General features: G+C 46.3%; 15 protein-coding genes and 1 rRNA gene. 10 read left to right on the top strand and 6 right to left on the bottom strand.

Features of this window, described 5'->3' with window-relative positions; all coding sequences use genetic code 11:
- Nucleotides 1–137: 137 nt before the first annotated feature.
- The 4 genes from ggt to rarD all read right to left on the bottom strand — a co-directional run bounded on the left by ggt (nucleotide 138) and on the right by rarD (nucleotide 4564).
- Nucleotides 138–1904: a gamma-glutamyltransferase gene (ggt, locus tag F7Y48_RS22420; RefSeq protein WP_114324130.1), complete on the bottom strand. Its 1767-nt coding sequence runs from the start codon at nucleotides 1902–1904 to the stop codon at nucleotides 138–140.
- A 98-nt stretch (nucleotides 1905–2002) separates the two neighbouring features.
- The gene (locus F7Y48_RS22415) at nucleotides 2003–2674 is read right to left on the bottom strand and encodes a LysE family translocator (RefSeq protein WP_046874563.1); all 672 of its coding nucleotides are present in this window, start codon (nucleotides 2672–2674) and stop codon (nucleotides 2003–2005) included.
- Nucleotides 2675–2775: 101 nt separating this feature from the next.
- A complete protein-coding gene (locus F7Y48_RS22410) occupies nucleotides 2776–3573 on the bottom strand; it encodes an AraC family transcriptional regulator (protein ID WP_167426129.1) in 798 nt (265 codons plus the stop codon).
- A 73-nt stretch (nucleotides 3574–3646) separates the two neighbouring features.
- Nucleotides 3647–4564 (bottom strand): EamA family transporter RarD, encoded by a 918-nt coding sequence (rarD, locus tag F7Y48_RS22405; RefSeq protein WP_006743075.1) that lies wholly within the window; start codon nucleotides 4562–4564, stop codon nucleotides 3647–3649.
- Nucleotides 4565–4738: 174 nt separating this feature from the next.
- Here rarD and recQ point away from each other — a divergent pair, with 174 nt between their 5' ends.
- From recQ to F7Y48_RS22390, 3 genes are all read left to right on the top strand, one after another.
- On the top strand, nucleotides 4739–6574 hold the full coding sequence (gene recQ, locus F7Y48_RS22400; RefSeq protein WP_005397012.1) for an ATP-dependent DNA helicase RecQ: 1836 nt from the start codon (nucleotides 4739–4741) through the stop codon (nucleotides 6572–6574).
- Nucleotides 6575–6583: 9 nt separating this feature from the next.
- The gene (locus F7Y48_RS22395; protein ID WP_012841280.1) at nucleotides 6584–6889 is read left to right on the top strand and encodes a DUF3630 family protein; all 306 of its coding nucleotides are present in this window, start codon (nucleotides 6584–6586) and stop codon (nucleotides 6887–6889) included.
- A 282-nt stretch (nucleotides 6890–7171) separates the two neighbouring features.
- Nucleotides 7172–7840 carry a 7-cyano-7-deazaguanine/7-aminomethyl-7-deazaguanine transporter gene (locus tag F7Y48_RS22390; protein ID WP_005397008.1) on the top strand — a complete coding sequence of 223 codons (669 nt, stop codon included), beginning with the start codon at nucleotides 7172–7174 and terminating at the stop codon, nucleotides 7838–7840.
- 180 nt (nucleotides 7841–8020) lie between these two features.
- Here F7Y48_RS22390 and gppA read toward each other — a convergent pair whose 3' ends face one another.
- Both gppA and rhlB read right to left on the bottom strand, forming a co-directional pair.
- Entirely contained in the window at nucleotides 8021–9514 is a 1494-nt protein-coding gene (gppA, locus tag F7Y48_RS22385; RefSeq protein ID WP_316685403.1) for a guanosine-5'-triphosphate,3'-diphosphate diphosphatase, read from the bottom strand.
- A 19-nt stretch (nucleotides 9515–9533) separates the two neighbouring features.
- Nucleotides 9534–10853, bottom strand: coding sequence for an ATP-dependent RNA helicase RhlB (gene rhlB, locus F7Y48_RS22380; RefSeq protein ID WP_005397003.1), 1320 nt, complete (start codon nucleotides 10851–10853; stop codon nucleotides 9534–9536).
- Between the two features lie 111 nt (nucleotides 10854–10964).
- Between rhlB and trxA the strand changes: the two genes are divergently transcribed.
- The 7 genes from trxA to F7Y48_RS22345 all read left to right on the top strand — a co-directional run.
- Entirely contained in the window at nucleotides 10965–11291 is a 327-nt protein-coding gene (trxA, locus tag F7Y48_RS22375; RefSeq protein ID WP_004745500.1) for a thioredoxin TrxA, read from the top strand.
- Between the two features lie 196 nt (nucleotides 11292–11487).
- Nucleotides 11488–12747, top strand: coding sequence for a transcription termination factor Rho (gene rho / locus F7Y48_RS22370; protein WP_005378757.1), 1260 nt, complete (start codon nucleotides 11488–11490; stop codon nucleotides 12745–12747).
- 105 nt (nucleotides 12748–12852) lie between these two features.
- Entirely contained in the window at nucleotides 12853–13845 is a 993-nt protein-coding gene (locus F7Y48_RS22365; protein ID WP_005398448.1) for a hypothetical protein, read from the top strand.
- 92 nt (nucleotides 13846–13937) lie between these two features.
- Nucleotides 13938–15791: a 4-hydroxy-3-polyprenylbenzoate decarboxylase gene (gene ubiD, locus F7Y48_RS22360; protein ID WP_258508320.1), complete on the top strand. Its 1854-nt coding sequence runs from the start codon at nucleotides 13938–13940 to the stop codon at nucleotides 15789–15791.
- The gene (locus F7Y48_RS22355; protein ID WP_054868319.1) at nucleotides 15788–16057 is read left to right on the top strand and encodes a 2Fe-2S iron-sulfur cluster-binding protein; all 270 of its coding nucleotides are present in this window, start codon (nucleotides 15788–15790) and stop codon (nucleotides 16055–16057) included. Before ubiD ends, F7Y48_RS22355 begins: the two co-directional genes overlap by 4 nt.
- Before the next feature lie 14 nt (nucleotides 16058–16071).
- Nucleotides 16072–16785 carry an NAD(P)H-flavin reductase gene (gene fre, locus F7Y48_RS22350; protein WP_005398442.1) on the top strand — a complete coding sequence of 238 codons (714 nt, stop codon included), beginning with the start codon at nucleotides 16072–16074 and terminating at the stop codon, nucleotides 16783–16785.
- 472 nt (nucleotides 16786–17257) lie between these two features.
- Nucleotides 17258–17344: ribosomal RNA gene (locus F7Y48_RS22345) — 16S ribosomal RNA — on the top strand; the annotation flags it as partial.

Below are 17344 nucleotides of genomic sequence, written 5' to 3'. Positions count from 1 at the left end.
CAAAAGCGTTTGAAAAATAAACATGTTTATATTATTCAATATCTTATGGTTATTTGTGGGCTGTTTTACCATTAAAAAAGAGAGGTTTGCTCCACTCCTTGTGAGATATCTCGCACAAGGAGTCGAGCAAAACAGGCCTATTTGCCGATTGCTGCTCCTTCTCGACGAGGATCTGCGGCACCTTCTAGTCCATCTTTTGTTATGCGTATCGCATGCAGTCCAGAATTCAAATCACGAACATTGGTTTTAAAGCCCATCTTCTCTAGCTCTGGCTGTAAGCCTTCTGCCGCGGTACCTTGCTCAATATCTAAGGTGCCAAAACGGTCGAGTAATCGTGGTTGATTGATTGCTTGTTGGATATCCATATCCCATTGCGTGTGGGCAATGATGGTTTGCGCCACGTAACCGATGATTCGACTGCCACCCGGAGAACCTATCGCCATGTAAGGTTTGTTATCTTTCATCATAATGGTCGGGGCCATTGAAGATCGTGGACGTTTGCCTGGTTCTATGCGGTTGGCGATTGGGATTCCTTCGTTATGAGTACGGAAAGAAAAATCGGTCAGTTCATTATTGAGCAAGAAGCCACGCACCATTAAGCGTGAGCCAAACGCATTCTCAATGGTGGTCGTCATGGAAACCACATTGCCTTGCTTATCGACGATATTGAAATGGCTGGTGGAAGGGAGTTCAATGGATTCGTCCATGCTTAAGTTCATTGCGTGCGACCACGGAGGATTGCCCGCTTCAACTTTGCTTAGTGCTTTGCCGACTTGGATCAGCTCTGCTCGCTGCTGGAGGTAGCTTTCATCAAGCAAGCCTTGCGTTGGCATCGGCACGTAATCTTGGTCTGCCATGTATTTACCACGGTCAGCAAACGCTAGACGCGATGCATCGGCGAGTACTTGCCAAGATTTAATGCTGTTAGCCCCCCAGCCTTTGAGATCGTACTGTTCAGTGATCGCCAAAATCTGACCAATGGTGAGCGCGCCAGAGCTTGGTGGTCCCATGCCGCAAATGTCATAGCTTTGGTATGCTGCACAAACCGGCTCACGTTGTCTGATTTGGTAGGTATCAAAGTCGGGTTGGGCTAATACACCGGGGTTACCTGGCGCGTTTTGTACCGTCTCGATAATGTCTCTGGCGATATCCCCATGGTAGAAGGCTTGGGCGCCTTGCTTAGCAATAGCACTCAGCGTTTGTGCGTATTCAGGGTTTTTTAATAGCGTACCTTTGGTTTTTGGCGAGCCATCCGAGTTAAAGAAATAGGCTTTTGTGACTGGAAAGCGTGATAAACGCTCGGCGTCTTTTTCTATCAAGCTTGCTAGGCGAGGACTGACTTTGAATCCTTGCTCCGCAAGCGAGATAACAGGTTGAATGATCTTTTTCCATTCCAGCTTGCCGTATTTCTGGTGGGTATCCCACAATAGTTTCACGGTGCCTGGTGTTGCGACAGAGCGTCCACCAACCACGGCATCGTAGAATTGCAATGGCTGACCGTTCTCATCTAAAAATAGCTTTGGCGTTACGGCGAGGGGGGCGGTTTCACGCCCGTCGTAAGTGGTCAGTTTTTGCTTTTCGCTATCCCAATACACTAAGAACGCACCGCCACCAATACCTGATGACTGGGGTTCAACTAAGCCAAGCATCAATTGCACCGCGACCATGGCATCTATCGCATTCCCGCCTTGCTCAAGTACGTCTGCACCCGCTTGAGTCGCCAGTGGGTTAGCAGCGGTAACCATATAATCTTTAGCTTTGACCAGCTGCTTTTGCTCAATGCCAGTGCTGTGCTCTGGTGCGACCGAATCTGCAGCTTGGTTAGCGAAGGCTTGTCCAGTGAAGGTGAAAGGGGAAGTAAGAAAAAGACCCGAGAGTACGAGTCGGTTAAATGTCCATTGCATGATGACTCTCCATGTTGCCAACTAAGGTTATTCAGCTTGGCAGCCACGGAGATAGTCGTCGAGTTTCCTATTAAAGAAATGTCGAGTGTGCGACGCTTTTAAATCAGAGAGTTATCGAGAAAGGAGCGGAAGGTTTGCACTAAAATACTGCTGCCAACTAGGGTAAATACCACACCACATAAACCATCTATATAAATGCCGGCTTGCTGCAATCTTGTTTGCAAGCGCTGCGTTGACAGCATCCATGCAAGGCTAGAAAACCAGAGTAGCGACAAACCAAACAAAATCACCAGAGCAATTCCTTTTCCTGTCACCGACATGCCCACTGGGACAAGGCTCGACATTAAACTCACAAAAAATACTAAGGCTTTGGGGTTGAGAATATTGGTTGCGAACCCCTTGGTAAACGCCTGACGTTTATTACCGATCACAAGGTTACTGTTTTTGCTTGGCTGATCAGAAAGTGGGTTTTTGATCGTCGCGATCACGCCGCGCAGTGCACCGATACCCAAATACAACAGATAGCTGCCCCCAAGCAATTGTAAGACGGAGTAGAGCAGAGGATGCTGGTGAACTAAATAGCTCACCCCCGTTAGGCTGAATAAAGAATGCAGCAAAATACCGACTGATAAGCCAAGCGCAATGTATAAGCCGGTTTGACGGCCATGACGGGTGGCATTTTGTACCACAAGCGCAAAATCCGGACCTGGGCTCATTAAGGCAATGAAGTGGATACTGGCAAGCGTTAAAAGGATAGTCGATTCATTCATAACACATCTCAAAACATAGTGGATATGAGTTATTGTCGTGATTCTTATTCGGTAGTGCTTGTAAAAAACTAGCAGTACTGAATACCACAGCGTATGAGATATTAGCGTGCCACTTGTGAAGGCGAGACGCCATAGGTTTGTTTAAACGCTTTACTAAAGTGGGCCTGATCATAAAAACCCACTTGATAGGCGACGTCCGTACCACACCATCCTGCTTGGAGTAGTTTCATTCCTTGCTCTAATCGCAAGCGAGCAAACCAAGCGTAGGGAGTCATCCCCGTTTGCGCTTTGAAATGGCGTTGAAATTGCGTGGGGCTCAGTTGACAGAGCTCTGATAGTGCATCTAAACGAACTGTTTGGTCGAGATTCGCCATTAAGTAATCTTTTAAGGTATGCAAAGACTGTTTTCCAAGCGGAACCACTTTTTGCCTCGCGAGTGATCCGTAGCGATCAAAAAGTTGATTAAATCCTTCAAAAGGAAGGCAATCTTTGGTGAGTTGGCTGAGGTTCTCGCGGCGAAGAAGAGCATGCAAGTTACTAAGTTGTGAAAATATCTGTGGATCGGAGATGATCAATTCATTAAAGCGGATTATTTGACCATTTTGACTAAGATCGGCAAGATCGCTGAGTAGGCGCGGCTCGATCGCAAATACATTCACTTCATAGCCACTTTCGAGCTTAGAGTGCCCGTCGTGCAGTTCATCTGGCGGCATAATTACGATTTGCCCATGACCCACTTGATGGCTACAGCCTTGATATTGGAACTTTTGCGTGCCATGCGTGATCAGACCGAGGTGAAAGTCCAGATGATAGTGCCTTTGGAAGGCAAACTTCTGGTATTTCGCCTCGATCAGGCTCAGCTGATCATGGTCGGTTGCGTAGTATTGAATCTGTTCCATTACATACAAAAAAGCTTGGTCACATTATGACCAAGCTTATCTGGCAATTTCTAACTTGTCTTGTAAAAAACGATCACTGTGGCTGAACGATTCGGCGTGAGCGACGGTTGTTGCGCAGTCCATCAAAGCTAAATACGACTAGCGCTCCCCAAATAAAGGCAAAGGTAATCGCTTTATCCATGGTAAAGGGTTCGCCATACATCAGTACTGCCAGTAAGAACATCAAGCTTGGGCCGATGTACTGGAAAAAGCCTAACGTTGATAATTTGAGTCTTGTTGCCGCACCCGTAAAACAAAGCAGGGGCAGTGTGGTAATCACACCTGCTGCAATCAACAAGCTATTTAATGCTAACGGGTTAGTGAGCATATTCGACGTTGGGGTTTCTGCAATAAACAGCAGATACACGGCGGCGACAGGCAGAAGGAGTAATGTTTCGATAAACAATCCTGTTTTTGCATCGACACTGACTTTCTTCCTTAAGAGGCCATAGAAGCCGAAACTCATTGCTAACGCCATCGCAACAACGGGCACGGAGCCGAATACAATCAATTGGACCAGTACACCACAGCCCGCTAATACGACAGCAAACCATTGCAACTTACGAAGTCGTTCTCCCAAAAAGACCATGCCGAGCAAGACATTGATTAATGGGTTAATGTAATAGCCTAAGCTCGCGTCAAGCATATGATTGGAATTGACCGCCCAGATGAAAATCAGCCAGTTTCCGCCAATTAATACAGAACTTGCGATCAGGTAAGCGATCTTCGTTTTGTCTTTCGCGATGTAGTAAACCGAGCGCCAGTGACGGCCAAAGTGAAGGAGTGCGGCAAGCAAAAAGAAAGACCAAATCACCCGGTGGCTCAGAATCTCCAAAGGGGATACTTGTGCGATGGATTTAAAATACATCGGCGCAATGCCCCACATGGTATAGGCACCAATCGCCAGCAAGATACCTTGCCGAGCGCGTTGTTGTTCGTCTTCTGGTGTCATGAGGTGTCACCTAATTGTGTGTTTATAGAGCAGAAAATCAGTATACGAGTCGTGATGCGAAACACCTAGCAATTTGCGGTTTTATTCACCACGAAACCCCATTACAATGTGCCCTCACTTTGTGTGCCTGGGCATGCAAAAGCATTTCTACGATCACTCAATCTGAGATTATTCATGACCTCAACCTTGCTAGCCGAACAATCAGATACGCCTGTAACGCCTCAACGTGTGTTGGAGGAAGTCTTCGGTTACCAGACGTTTCGTGATGGTCAGCAAGAAGTTATTGAAGCCGCTATCGAAGGCAAAGACAGCTTAGTCATCATGCCGACTGGTGGCGGTAAATCTCTCTGTTACCAAATTCCGGCGTTAGTGCGCTCAGGGATTACCTTGGTGATTTCACCGCTGATTTCATTGATGAAAGACCAAGTTGATCAACTGAAAGCCAATGGTGTAGCAGCGGAGTGTGTGAACTCGACCATGAATCGAGAAGAGCTACTGAGTGTGTATAATCGCATGCACTCTGGTCAGCTTAAGCTAGTGTATGTTTCGCCAGAGCGCGTGTTAATGCGTGACTTTATTGAGCGTTTAGAAAACTTACCCTTATCTATGATCGCCGTGGATGAAGCACATTGTATCTCTCAGTGGGGACATGATTTTCGCCCAGAATACGCGGCGTTAGGTCAGTTAAAGCAACACTTTTCACATGTACCTTTTATGGCACTCACTGCCACCGCCGATGATGCGACGCGTCGTGATATTCTAGAACGCTTACGCTTACATGAGCCTCAGGTGTATCTAGGAAGCTTTGATCGTCCCAACATTCGTTATACCTTGGTGGAAAAGCACAAACCGGTTTCTCAAATCATTCGCTATCTAGCCACCCAGAAGGGAAGCTGCGGCATTATTTACTGCGGCAGTCGTAAGAAAGTTGAAATGGTGACTGAGAAGCTATGCAACAACCATATCCGCGCTGCTGGTTATCATGCAGGGATGGATACTGAAGAGCGAGCTTACGTTCAGGAAGCTTTTCAACGTGATGACATTCAAATCGTCGTTGCGACGGTTGCATTCGGCATGGGTATCAATAAGCCAAACGTGCGCTTTGTTGTGCATTTTGATATTCCACGTAACATCGAGTCCTATTATCAGGAAACCGGTCGAGCAGGGCGAGATGGCCTGCCTGCCGAAGCGATGATGTTGTATGACCCAGCGGACATCAGTTGGTTGCGTCGTATGTTGGATGAAAAAGATGATGGACCGCAGAAGCAGGTAGAAAGCCACAAACTCAATGCGATGAGTGCTTTTGCGGAAGCGCAAACCTGTCGTCGTCAGGTACTGCTCAACTATTTTGGAGAGTATCGCGAAAAGCCGTGTGGTAACTGCGATATCTGCCTGGACCCACCAAAACACTTTGATGCGACCGAAGAAGCGCGCAAAGCGTTGTCGTGTGTTTACCGCGTTAACCAAAGTTTTGGTATGACGTATGTGGTTGAGGTGCTGCGTGGGATGCAAAACATTCGTGTGCGCGAACATGGCCACGATAAAATTTCGACTTACGGCATTGGTCGTGATCACAGCCATGATTACTGGGTGAGTATCTTCCGCCAGTTAATTCATAAAGGGCTGCTATTTCAAAACATCACTCGTAACTCGACGTTGCAATTAACCGAAGAAGCACGTCCATTACTACGTGGTGATGTGTCTTTAGAACTTGCAGTTCCACGTTTAGATACCGCAGCACGTGCCGCGAAGTCGGATAAACTGACCAGCAAAAACTACGATAAGAAGTTGTTTGCCAAACTACGTAAGCTACGTAAGTCGATCGCCGATGAAGATGGTTTACCACCATATGTGGTATTCAGTGATGCGACCTTGATTGATATGGCAGAAATGCTGCCAACGTCATACGGCGAAATGTTAGCGGTTAGTGGCGTTGGTCAACGTAAACTAGAAAAATACGCCGATCCATTCTTGGATTTGATCCAAGAACACATTACTCACCACGGATAAGGAACCCATATGTACAAGGAATTTGGTCTCGCTGATTACATTGTTGAAGAAGGGCGTCTTATTATTACCGCTCCAAGCTTCGACCTCGATACTTTTCCGGCATTGGGTGAGCGTTTGGTGAAATTATTATCTGCGTCTGTGGTAGAAAAACAGTGGGATGCGGATATTCACTCTTGGTTGATCGATTTTGAAGGCTGCCGCTTATTTATGAAAGCGGAGCACTACAGCGAAGCGATTTGGTTTGAAGCGCTAACAATAGAAGAGAGTAGGGAAGAGCTCGACTATTTAGCCGGATTGTTCCAACGTGGCTTCTAAATTCAAGTTATCTATTCTTTAAAGGGTGTTTCACATGAAACCCCCTTTCTTATTTTTGCATCAAAGAGCTTGGTTTTGACGTGATGTTCGCGAAGAAACGTTTGCGTATAAAACACCGCTTGTGAGTAAAATTGGTTAATGTATAATCGCCCACCGCTTTACTCTGAATGAGTTAAGTTAGTTTAATCGTCATTTTTTACATTGTTGGTAAGAGTGCTTTTCTCTGTAGAAAGCGCTCGATTTGGGTTCCCTCGCCCCCAAACCAAACTAAAAAGGTATCGCATGAGTAACTTTACCCCTGCGCAGCAGCGCAACGCCCTTATCTATCTGGTTTTATTTCATCTAGTCATTATTGCATCCAGCAATTACCTAGTTCAGCTACCGTTTACTATCTTTGGCTTACATACCACCTGGGGTGCATTCACCTTCCCATTTATTTTCCTTGCGACGGATTTAACCGTACGTATTTTCGGTGCTCAGTTGGCGCGTAAGATCATTTTCTTAGTAATGTTGCCTGCTTTGGCTGTCTCTTACTTCTTATCGGTGGTGTTCTTCGAGGGGCAGTTCCAAGGTTTTGGTCACCTAGGGGAATTTAACTTATTCGTTGCTCGTATCGCGATTGCTAGCTTCATGGCGTATCTACTTGGTCAGATTATGGATGTGCACGTGTTCAACCGCCTACGCCAAATGAAACAGTGGTGGGTGGCCCCAACGTGTTCAACGCTTTTTGGTAATGCACTGGATACCATCGCCTTCTTCGCGATTGCGTTCTACCAAAGTCCAGATCCATTTATGGCGGAACATTGGACGGAAATCGCGCTGGTGGACTACGGCTTTAAGTTAGTGATTAGTCTTGGTCTGTTTGTGCCTATGTACGGCGTACTACTGAATTACTTAATTAAGAAGCTAACGGCAGTGAACCCTAACTTTAAAGTTACGACGACGGCATAGTTTTCATCAGTTAATAGCAACAAAGCCGCTTTTGATAGCGGCTTTGTTGTTTCTAAAGCAAATGTACAGCGAAATGAGTATTTAGATCATTGGTGTCTCAAAACTCTATGAGTTGTACATAGGATAATAACGGGTATTAAAAAGGCTCCAAAAGGAGCCTTTGTCATGGGATAACAACCATTAATCAGAGGTAATCGTTAATGGCCAACCGATATCAGTTTGACGGTTGGATTCGATTTCTAGCTCAGCGGCGGTCAACGGGTTGGCCGCTAGCCACTGCGCATCAATGTTTAATGTTAGATTGTCACCTTCAGCCGTTAATACGACGTTTGGCTCTAAGCTTTGGTTGCGACGGTGAGTCAACAACACCGCTAAGCGTAACAACCGCAGTACGCGCTTGGCACTTGAGCCTGATAACGCATGTTGCTCAGGCAGTGAGGTGAGTTGTTCTCGATAACGACGGGCAATCTCACCAATAAAGAACTTCTGCGCGCGAGTGTAGCCAGGTAAATCCAGATTCTGGAGTAGGTAAGCACTGTGCTCACCGCCTTTTTTGAAATCGATCGTTAAGCCGATTTCATGCAGCTTTGCGGCGGTTTCAAGCAATATCTTGCCTTGAGGTTCCGTAATCCACTCATCGCCGCCGGCTTGCTTCAACAGTTTGCTTGCCAGTGTCGCAACTTGTTCACCGTATTGGTGATCGAGCTGATAACGACTTTGTACGCTGGCAATTGTGCGAGCACGGATGTCTTCTTGACGTAGCTCTTCAACCATCTCGTAGACTAAGCCTTCACGTAGTGCGCCGCCCGCGAGTGTCATCGCGTCGATTTCCAGTAATTCAAAAACGGCAATCAAAATAGATAGGCCACTAGGGAATACTAACGCACGTTCAAGCGTTAAGCCTTCAATGTCGAGCTCTTCTAAATGATCGGCTAACATGGCTTGCTTCTGCAGGCGTTTCAATTTGGAGTGAGTGATTACTTCGTCCATACCTTGCGCTAGCATTATCTCTTGCAATGCCTGAACGGTGCCTGATGCGCCAACGCACACATCCCAACCGATTTCTGTATAGCGTTCTAGAATTGGCTGGATTGTCTGCTTCGCGCCTTCAATTGCTGCGTCAAAGTTACGCGCATTCAACTGGCGATCTTTAAAGAAGTTTTCCAGCCAAGTCACACAACCCATTTTTAAACTGGTCAGTGCTTTGGCTTCGAAACCTTCACCGATGATGAGTTCTGTACTTGCGCCACCAATATCGACCACAAGACGGCGACCGCTGCCTCCAGAAGTGTGTGCGACACCTTTATAGATAGTGGCCGCTTCTTCTTCACCGGAGATAACGTCGATTGGTTGACCAAGAATCTGGTTCGCTTTCTCCAGAAACACATCTACATTCGTGGCGGTACGTAAAGTGGCGGTGCCTACAATACGAATGTTCTGTTTAGGAATATCCTGCAAGCGTTCCGCAAATAGACTTAAGCAGTCCCATCCTCGCTGCATAGCTTCCATACTAAGAGAATTATGTTCATCTAGGCCCGCTGCTAGACGAACCTTGCGCTTAATTTTAGCCATTGTTTGAACGCTGCCATCGATATGACGCACAACGAGCATGTGAAAACTGTTCGACCCGAGGTCGATGGCGGCGTATAGCGGCGATGATCCTGCTTGACTCATAAACGAACTCAGTTTCCTTTTACGATTGTTTTGGTGCCGATTGACGCGGTTGGCGCGGACGACGTCCTTGCGGCTTGCGGTTACCTGAACCTGAACGAGTACCGCCAGTATTCGTACGACGCTGTTGGTTGCGTGGCGCACGCATACGAATTGGCGCTGGCAGATCTTGGATCAGCGCTGACGAATCGTATTCTGAAACTGGGATAGTGTGCTCAATGTATTCTTCGATTGCAGGCAGGTTAATTGCGTACTCTTCACAAGCAAAACTGATCGAGTGGCCGCTTGCACCAGCACGACCTGTACGGCCAATACGGTGAACGTAATCTTCACAGTCGTCAGGAAGGTCGTAGTTGAAAACGTGCGTCACTTGAGGAATATGCAGACCACGGGCAGCAACGTCAGTTGCAACAAGAATGTCGACATCACCTTTGGTGAATTGCTCAAGAATCTTTTCACGTTTCTTCTGCGGTACATCACCAGTAAGAAGACCGACACGGTGTCCATCGGCAGCCAAGTGACCCCAAACTGATTCACACTTGTGTTTCGTGTTCGCAAAAATGATGGCGCGATCTGGCCATTCTTCTTCAATCAAAGTTTGAAGGAGGGCCATTTTATCTTCGTTAGAAGGGTAGAAAAGTTCTTCCTGAATGCGGTGACCAGTTTTCTGTTCTGGCTCTACCACAACATGCTCAGGGGTGTTCATGTGCTCAAATGCCAGTTCTTGAACGCGGTAAGAAAGCGTCGCTGAAAACAGCATGTTCAAACGCTCTTTTGGCTCAGGCATACGACGGAACAAGAAGCGAATGTCTTTAATAAAGCCAAGATCGAACATGCGGTCGGCTTCATCCAGAACAACGGCTTGAATGTTGTTAAGGTTGAATACGCGCTGTTTGTAGAAATCGATGATACGACCTGTCGTACCAATCAGAATATCGACACCATCTTGCAGCTTATTCAATTGCTTATCGTAGCTTTCACCACCGTAAGCCAAAGCGGTTTTGAGACCAGTGCTCTCAGTTAATGCTTCTGCATCATTGTAAATCTGAATAGCAAGCTCACGTGTTGGCGCCATAATGATTGCGCGTGGCTGCGTAGGTTTACGACCTTCATGCTCTGGTGTCGTCAGAAGGTGGTTGAATGTAGCAGTAAGAAACGCGAGCGTTTTACCAGTACCCGTTTGGGCCTGGCCTGCGATGTCTTGGCCGGTGAGCAGGACCGGCAACGCCAAGGCTTGGATAGGGGTACAAAATTCGAACCCTTTTTTGTCCAATCCTTCAATAACTTGGGGCTTTAAGCCCAAATCGGCGAACTTTTGCTCTGTGATATGCGTCTTTTTCATGGCTATAGAATATCAGCTAAAGCTTGCAATACGAAAGTAAATACATTCCAATAGGGCATCTAATTACTGGTTATCATCCAACCAGTTTCGAAAAACACATTGGAGTGGAAGATGAGTGATAAGATTTTGCAGCTAACTGATGACGGTTTTGAAAACGATGTAATCAACGCTGCAGGCCCGGTTCTAGTGGATTTCTGGGCAGAATGGTGTGGTCCTTGTAAAATGATCGCTCCTATTCTGGACGAAATCGCAGACGAGTACGAAGGCAAACTCACTATCGGTAAACTAAACATCGACCATAACGCAGGTACACCACCTAAGTTTGGTATTCGCGGCATTCCAACGCTACTGCTATTCAAAGACGGCAACGTAGCGGCAACGAAAGTTGGTGCTCTGTCTAAAACTCAACTAAAAGAGTTTTTGGACGCAAACTTATAATCACCAAGTGATTACAGATAAAACCGTGCAAAGTAACAACGCACGGTTTTGTTTTTCTAACTCTGGACTAGAATACTAATTAGTGCTAACTTATCGCGCGTTAATTGAACAAATTTCTCTTCTTGGTCGATCCTGAGACCAAATCCATCTTAACTAGAAAACAGATCTTATTTTGACTAAACAAGAATCCACCACCATGAACCTTACCGAACTGAAGAACAGACCTGTGTCTGACCTTGTAAAACTGGGCGAAAGCTTAGGATTAGAGAACCTAGCTCGCTTAAGAAAACAAGACATCATCTTCGCGATTTTAAAAGCGCACGCTAAAGGCGGCGAAGACATCTTTGGCGATGGGGTTCTGGAAATTCTGCAAGACGGCTTTGGTTTCCTACGCAGTGCAGATAGTTCATACCTTGCGGGTCCGGACGATATCTACGTATCACCAAGTCAGATTCGTCGCTTTAACCTACGTACTGGTGACTCTATCGCTGGTAAAATTCGTCCACCAAAAGACGGTGAACGCTACTTTGCCCTTCTAAAAGTCAATACCGTTAACGACGACAAACCAGACAACGCTCGTAACAAGATCCTATTTGAAAACCTTACCCCTCTACATGCAAATGAACGCATGGTAATGGAGCGTGGTAACGGTTCTACAGAAGACATCACAGCACGTGTTTTAGATTTGGCATCGCCTATCGGTAAAGGTCAACGTGGTCTGATTGTTGCTCCGCCAAAAGCGGGTAAGACAATGCTTCTGCAAAATATTGCTCAAAGCATCGCATACAACCACCCAGAGTGTGAGTTGATGGTACTTCTTATCGACGAACGTCCAGAAGAAGTAACAGAGATGCAGCGTCTAGTTAAAGGTGAAGTAGTCGCGTCGACTTTCGATGAGCCAGCATCTCGTCACGTACAAGTAGCGGAAATGGTAATCGAGAAAGCAAAACGTCTTGTTGAACACAAGAAAGACGTGGTTATCCTGCTTGACTCTATCACTCGTCTCGCTCGTGCTTACAACACCGTAGTACCTTCATCAGGTAAAGTACTGACAGGTGGTGTGGATGCAAACGCACTACACCGTCCTAAGCGTTTCTTTGGTGCAGCACGTAATGTTGAAGAGGGCGGTAGCCTAACGATCATCGCAACGGCACTAGTAGATACTGGTTCTAAGATGGATGAAGTTATCTACGAAGAGTTCAAGGGTACAGGTAACATGGAACTGCACTTGAACCGTAAGATTGCTGAGAAGCGTGTATTCCCTGCGATTGACTTCAACCGTTCAGGTACACGTCGTGAAGAGCTACTGACGAAGACTGATGAACTACAGAAAATGTGGATTCTGCGTAAGATCGTTCACCCAATGGGCGAAATCGACGCGATGGAATTCCTCATTGATAAGCTAGCGATGACGAAGACCAACGATGAGTTCTTCGATGCGATGCGTCGTCAGTAATAGCTGAGTCCTTATTCTAAAAAAGCCACCGTTAACGGTGGCTTTTTTGTTGCTTTCTCCCGATGGAAGCATCAGAATGAGGAGAAATGTTATCGGGAGGTTAACATGCAACAAGGAATGTTGTCGTCATTACTCCTGAGCTTGTCACTTATCACACTACCCGCGACGTTATCTGCCAAGGAAATGCAGGAGTCTGTAGTAGAACAGTGGCTTCAGGATACTCAAATACAGGCTAAAGTCTCTGAACTGCTTGATTACGTTGTCAGGGATGAGGTCGACTCGCTTAAATTTGCCCTTGATCGACTAGCTTTACCTCAACAAGAGGTCGTGCGTTTTCGGTTATTGGAAAAGCTTGAGAAGCAAGATGTGATTCTCACGCCTAGAATGGCTCTGTTTGTTGAGTCTCAGATCCGTATGACTCCTACTTATCAGGTTCTAGAGCGAGGGGACGGGTATGAGTTTAGTGTGCCTGCCTTTAACTTTCCTGCCATTGCAAGCCGCTTGATTAAGCGTTGGAAGCAAGACCAAAGTACCTTGGACTTTGTACTACAAGCTGAGCGGAAAGAGCTCGACTTAAAGCAATGGCTTACAGGGCAATCTCAACAAGCTCAGGCGCGTGAAGCACTTTTGATTCGAGAGTTGGACAGCTTATCACCGCATGCGCTTGCCGCATTAACCACTCAGTTAACCAAAGCGAATGTGACCAGTTGGCTACCATCGACAGCCGTGATCGTGAGATTAGCGCAAGTAAGTCAAGATGAGGAAGTGTACAACTTACTCTGGCGGATGAGAGCGGATTACAATAGCCAGTCCGAACTCGAGCGTTTAGCTACGGTTGGGGACGTTTTTTCAATTCAGCAATTGATGAACTCCACCGTCAATCCGTCACTCAAACCAGAAGCCATTAGTCTACTCACAAAATCCAACCCTTTATCTCCGCAAGTGAAACAGTTTCTAGTGAGCAAAATGGCACTATCGGAAGAAGCTACAATGGTCGCTCGAGAGCTGGCGCAGCAAGGGCATCAAACCTGGTTGGAAGAGTTAGTCTCTAACAACCATCAAGTGAAGACCCGGCAGATAGAGCAAGTATTAAAGTAATCTGGCTCACATACCCACACAAAATAGGAGGATCTTAGCGTCCTCCTATTTGTTATACTGCGGACAGTTTAATCAGCCAGTCATGAAGGCCTATGAGTTTTAAGGATTTACGCGAATTTATCGACCACCTAGAACAGAAAGGTCGACTTAAACGCATTGCTCACCCAGTCGATCCCGCTTACGAAATGACAGAAATCAGTGACCGCACCTTGCGTGCTGGTGGCCCTGCTTTGTTATTCGAGAATCCGATCGGCTACAACGTCCCCGTTCTGACTAACTTATTTGGTACACCAGAGCGTGTCGCGATTGGTATGGGACGTGAAGACGTTAAAGAATTAAGAGAAGTCGGTAAGCTGCTGGCTTATTTGAAAGAACCTGAGCCACCAAAAGGCTTCAAAGACGCATTGGAAAAATTGCCAGTGTTCAAGCAAGTATTGAACATGCCAGCCAAGCGCTTAAGAAAAGCATCGTGCCAAGAGATAGTGTGGCAAGGTGATGAAGTCGACTTGGACAAAATCCCGGTAATGAGTTGCTGGGCGGAAGACGTTGCACCACTGCTTACGTGGGGCTTAACCGTGACCAAAGGTCCAAACAAGAAACGTCAGAACCTAGGCATTTATCGTCAGCAGAAAATTGCCAAGAACAAAATCATCATGCGTTGGTTAGCTCACCGTGGTGGTGCGCTTGACCTGCGCGATTGGATGGAAACCAATCCAGGTAAACCTTTCCCAGTTTCGGTCGCGTTTGGTGCAGACCCAGCAACCATTCTTGGCGCAGTAACGCCAGTGCCAGATACGCTATCGGAATACGCGTTTGCAGGTTTGCTGCGTGGCAGCAAAACTGAAGTCGTTAAGTCAGTCAGCAATGATTTGGAAGTGCCAGCAAGCGCGGAAATCGTCATGGAAGGCTATATCGACCCAAACGAGTTTGCTGATGAAGGCCCATATGGTGATCACACTGGTTACTATAATGAAAAAGAAAAGCACCACGTGTTTACCATTACGCACATTACCATGCGTAAAGACCCAATCTACCACAGTACCTACACAGGCCGTCCGCCAGATGAGCCAGCTGTATTGGGTGTGGCATTAAACGAAGTGTTTGTGCCGATTCTGCAAAAGCAGTTCCCAGAAATTGAAGACTTCTATCTACCGCCTGAAGGTTGTTCGTACCGAATGGCAGTCGTCACCATGAAGAAGCAGTACCCAGGACATGCCAAGCGCGTAATGATGGGTGTGTGGTCTTTCTTACGTCAATTCATGTACACCAAGTTTGTTATTGTGTGCGATGAATCGGTAAACGCGCGAGATTGGAATGATGTCGTTAAAGCCATGTCAGAGCATATGGATCCTGTACGTGATACCTTGATGATAGACAACACGCCAATCGACTCGCTCGACTTTGCTTCACCAGTGGTTGGGCTTGGCTCCAAAATGGGCTTGGATGCGACCATTAAATGGGATGCTGAGCTGGCGACGCGAACCGAGGTCACTGAGCGAGACAGCAAAGCGATTACCGAAGCAGAACTGAATGAGTTGAAACAGCAACGCCCTGAGATTGTTGACGTCTATCTTCCAGTTACAGCAAACAACCAATTTGCTGTCGTAACTATGAAGAAAGACCAAGCTGGTCAATCCCAAGAATTGATGGAATATCTATGGGGCTTCTTTGCTCAGTACACGGATAACAAATTCATCATTTTGTGCGACGATGACGTTAATGCACGAGATTGGAATGACATCATTTGGGCGGTGACAACTCGAATGGACCCAGATAGAGACACGATTCAAGTGCTTGGTAAGACTGAGAGTTCATCCAAATTAGGACTGGATGCGACCAACAAGTTCGAATCTGAAGTCACGCGCGAGTGGGGTACGCCTATCAAAAAAGATCCTAAACTTGTGGCTAAAGTCGATGAGATTTGGGACCAGTTAGGTATTCTATGAGTCATCAAGTCCACCTTTTACCAATGGACGTTACGTTTCCAGTAAAAGAAGGGGAGACGGTGCTGGAAGCTGCGCTCAACAACAATATTTGCTTCCCACACCGTTGCCAAGTTGGCGCTTGCGCCATGTGCATGTGTAAAAAGCTAACGGGCGAGGTGAGCTATCACCTCGAACCTATGCTAACCGAAAAAGAGCAACAGCAAGGTTGGATATTCCCTTGCCAAGCCTATACAGAAAGTAATTTAGTGCTTACTTTTGACGAGTAAGCGAGAGGAACACCATGACCATCCAATGTAAAGTAAAGTCTATTCAGCCGTTAGCTTGTAATACTTACCAAATCCTTCTTCATCCAGAATCACCAGTGCCTTTTAAAGCGGGTCAGTACCTAATGGTGGTGATGGGTGAAAAAGACAAACGTCCTTTCTCTATCGCGAGCAGCCCTTGCCGTCATGAAGGTGAACTTGAACTGCATATCGGTGCGGCGGAACACAACGCTTACGCTCAAGAAGTTGTCGAAGCAATGCAAGCGGCGCTTGAAACTGATGGTCAGATTGAAATTGATGCCCCGCATGGTGATGCTTGGGTTCAAGAAGAAAGTGAACGTCCACTATTATTAATTGCTGGTGGTACAGGTTTTAGTTACGTGCGCTCGATTCTGGATCACTGCGTAGCGCAGAATAAAACCAACCCTATCTATCTATATTGGGGGGCGCGCGATAACTGCCAACTTTATGCAAAAGAAGAACTGGTCGAGATCGCCGATAAGTTTACTAACGTTCACTTTGTTCCAGTTGTAGAAGAAGCACCTGCTGATTGGCAAGGTAAGGTTGGTAACGTGCTACAAGCGGTGAGTGAAGATTTCGAAAGCTTAGAAAACTACGATATCTATATTGCAGGTCGATTCGAAATGGCTGGCGCAGCACGTGAACAGTTCACTCAGAACAAGAAAGCGAAGAGCGAACGTATGTTCGCAGACGCGTACGCATTCATTTAAATACGGCTTATGAGGCAGAAAAAGAGGGTTTTTTACCCTCTTTTTTGCTTTTTTGATGAAATAGTCATCGAACAGTCGGTTTTTCCCATTTTTTTCCAAAAAAGGGTTGCGAACGGATCTGAGTTCCCTATAATGCGCATCCACCGACACGGCAGACGCGATAAGGCTTCAGCAGGGTCGGAGAGGTAAAAAGCTTCTACGAAAAATAAAATTGAAAAAGTGTTTGACACTGCCAATTAAATCGCTAGAATGCACCTCCGCTTTGAGAGAAAAACTTCTCCCAAAGCAAGCTCTTTAACAATATAGACCTATCAATCTGTGTGGGCACTCGTTGATGATAATCCAAATAGTTTCTTCGGAAACAATTTAGGTTTCAATGAAACGAAGTGACCATTGAATCTTCGGATTCAGCACAGTCAATTCAAACATTACTTATGTAATGTTCAGTATTCATTGAGCCGAACAAAATCTTAAATTGAAGAGTTTGATCATGGCTCAGATTGAACGCTGGCGGCAGGCCTAACACATGCAAGTCGAGCGGAAACGAGTTATCTGAACC

The sequence above is a fragment of the Vibrio sp. 2-1-2a genome, assembly GCF_032648565.1.
Lineage (GTDB): Bacteria > Pseudomonadota > Gammaproteobacteria > Enterobacterales > Vibrionaceae > Vibrio > Vibrio diabolicus.
Note: the sequence above shows the minus strand (reverse complement) of the source record. Positions and strands in the feature narration are given on the sequence as shown.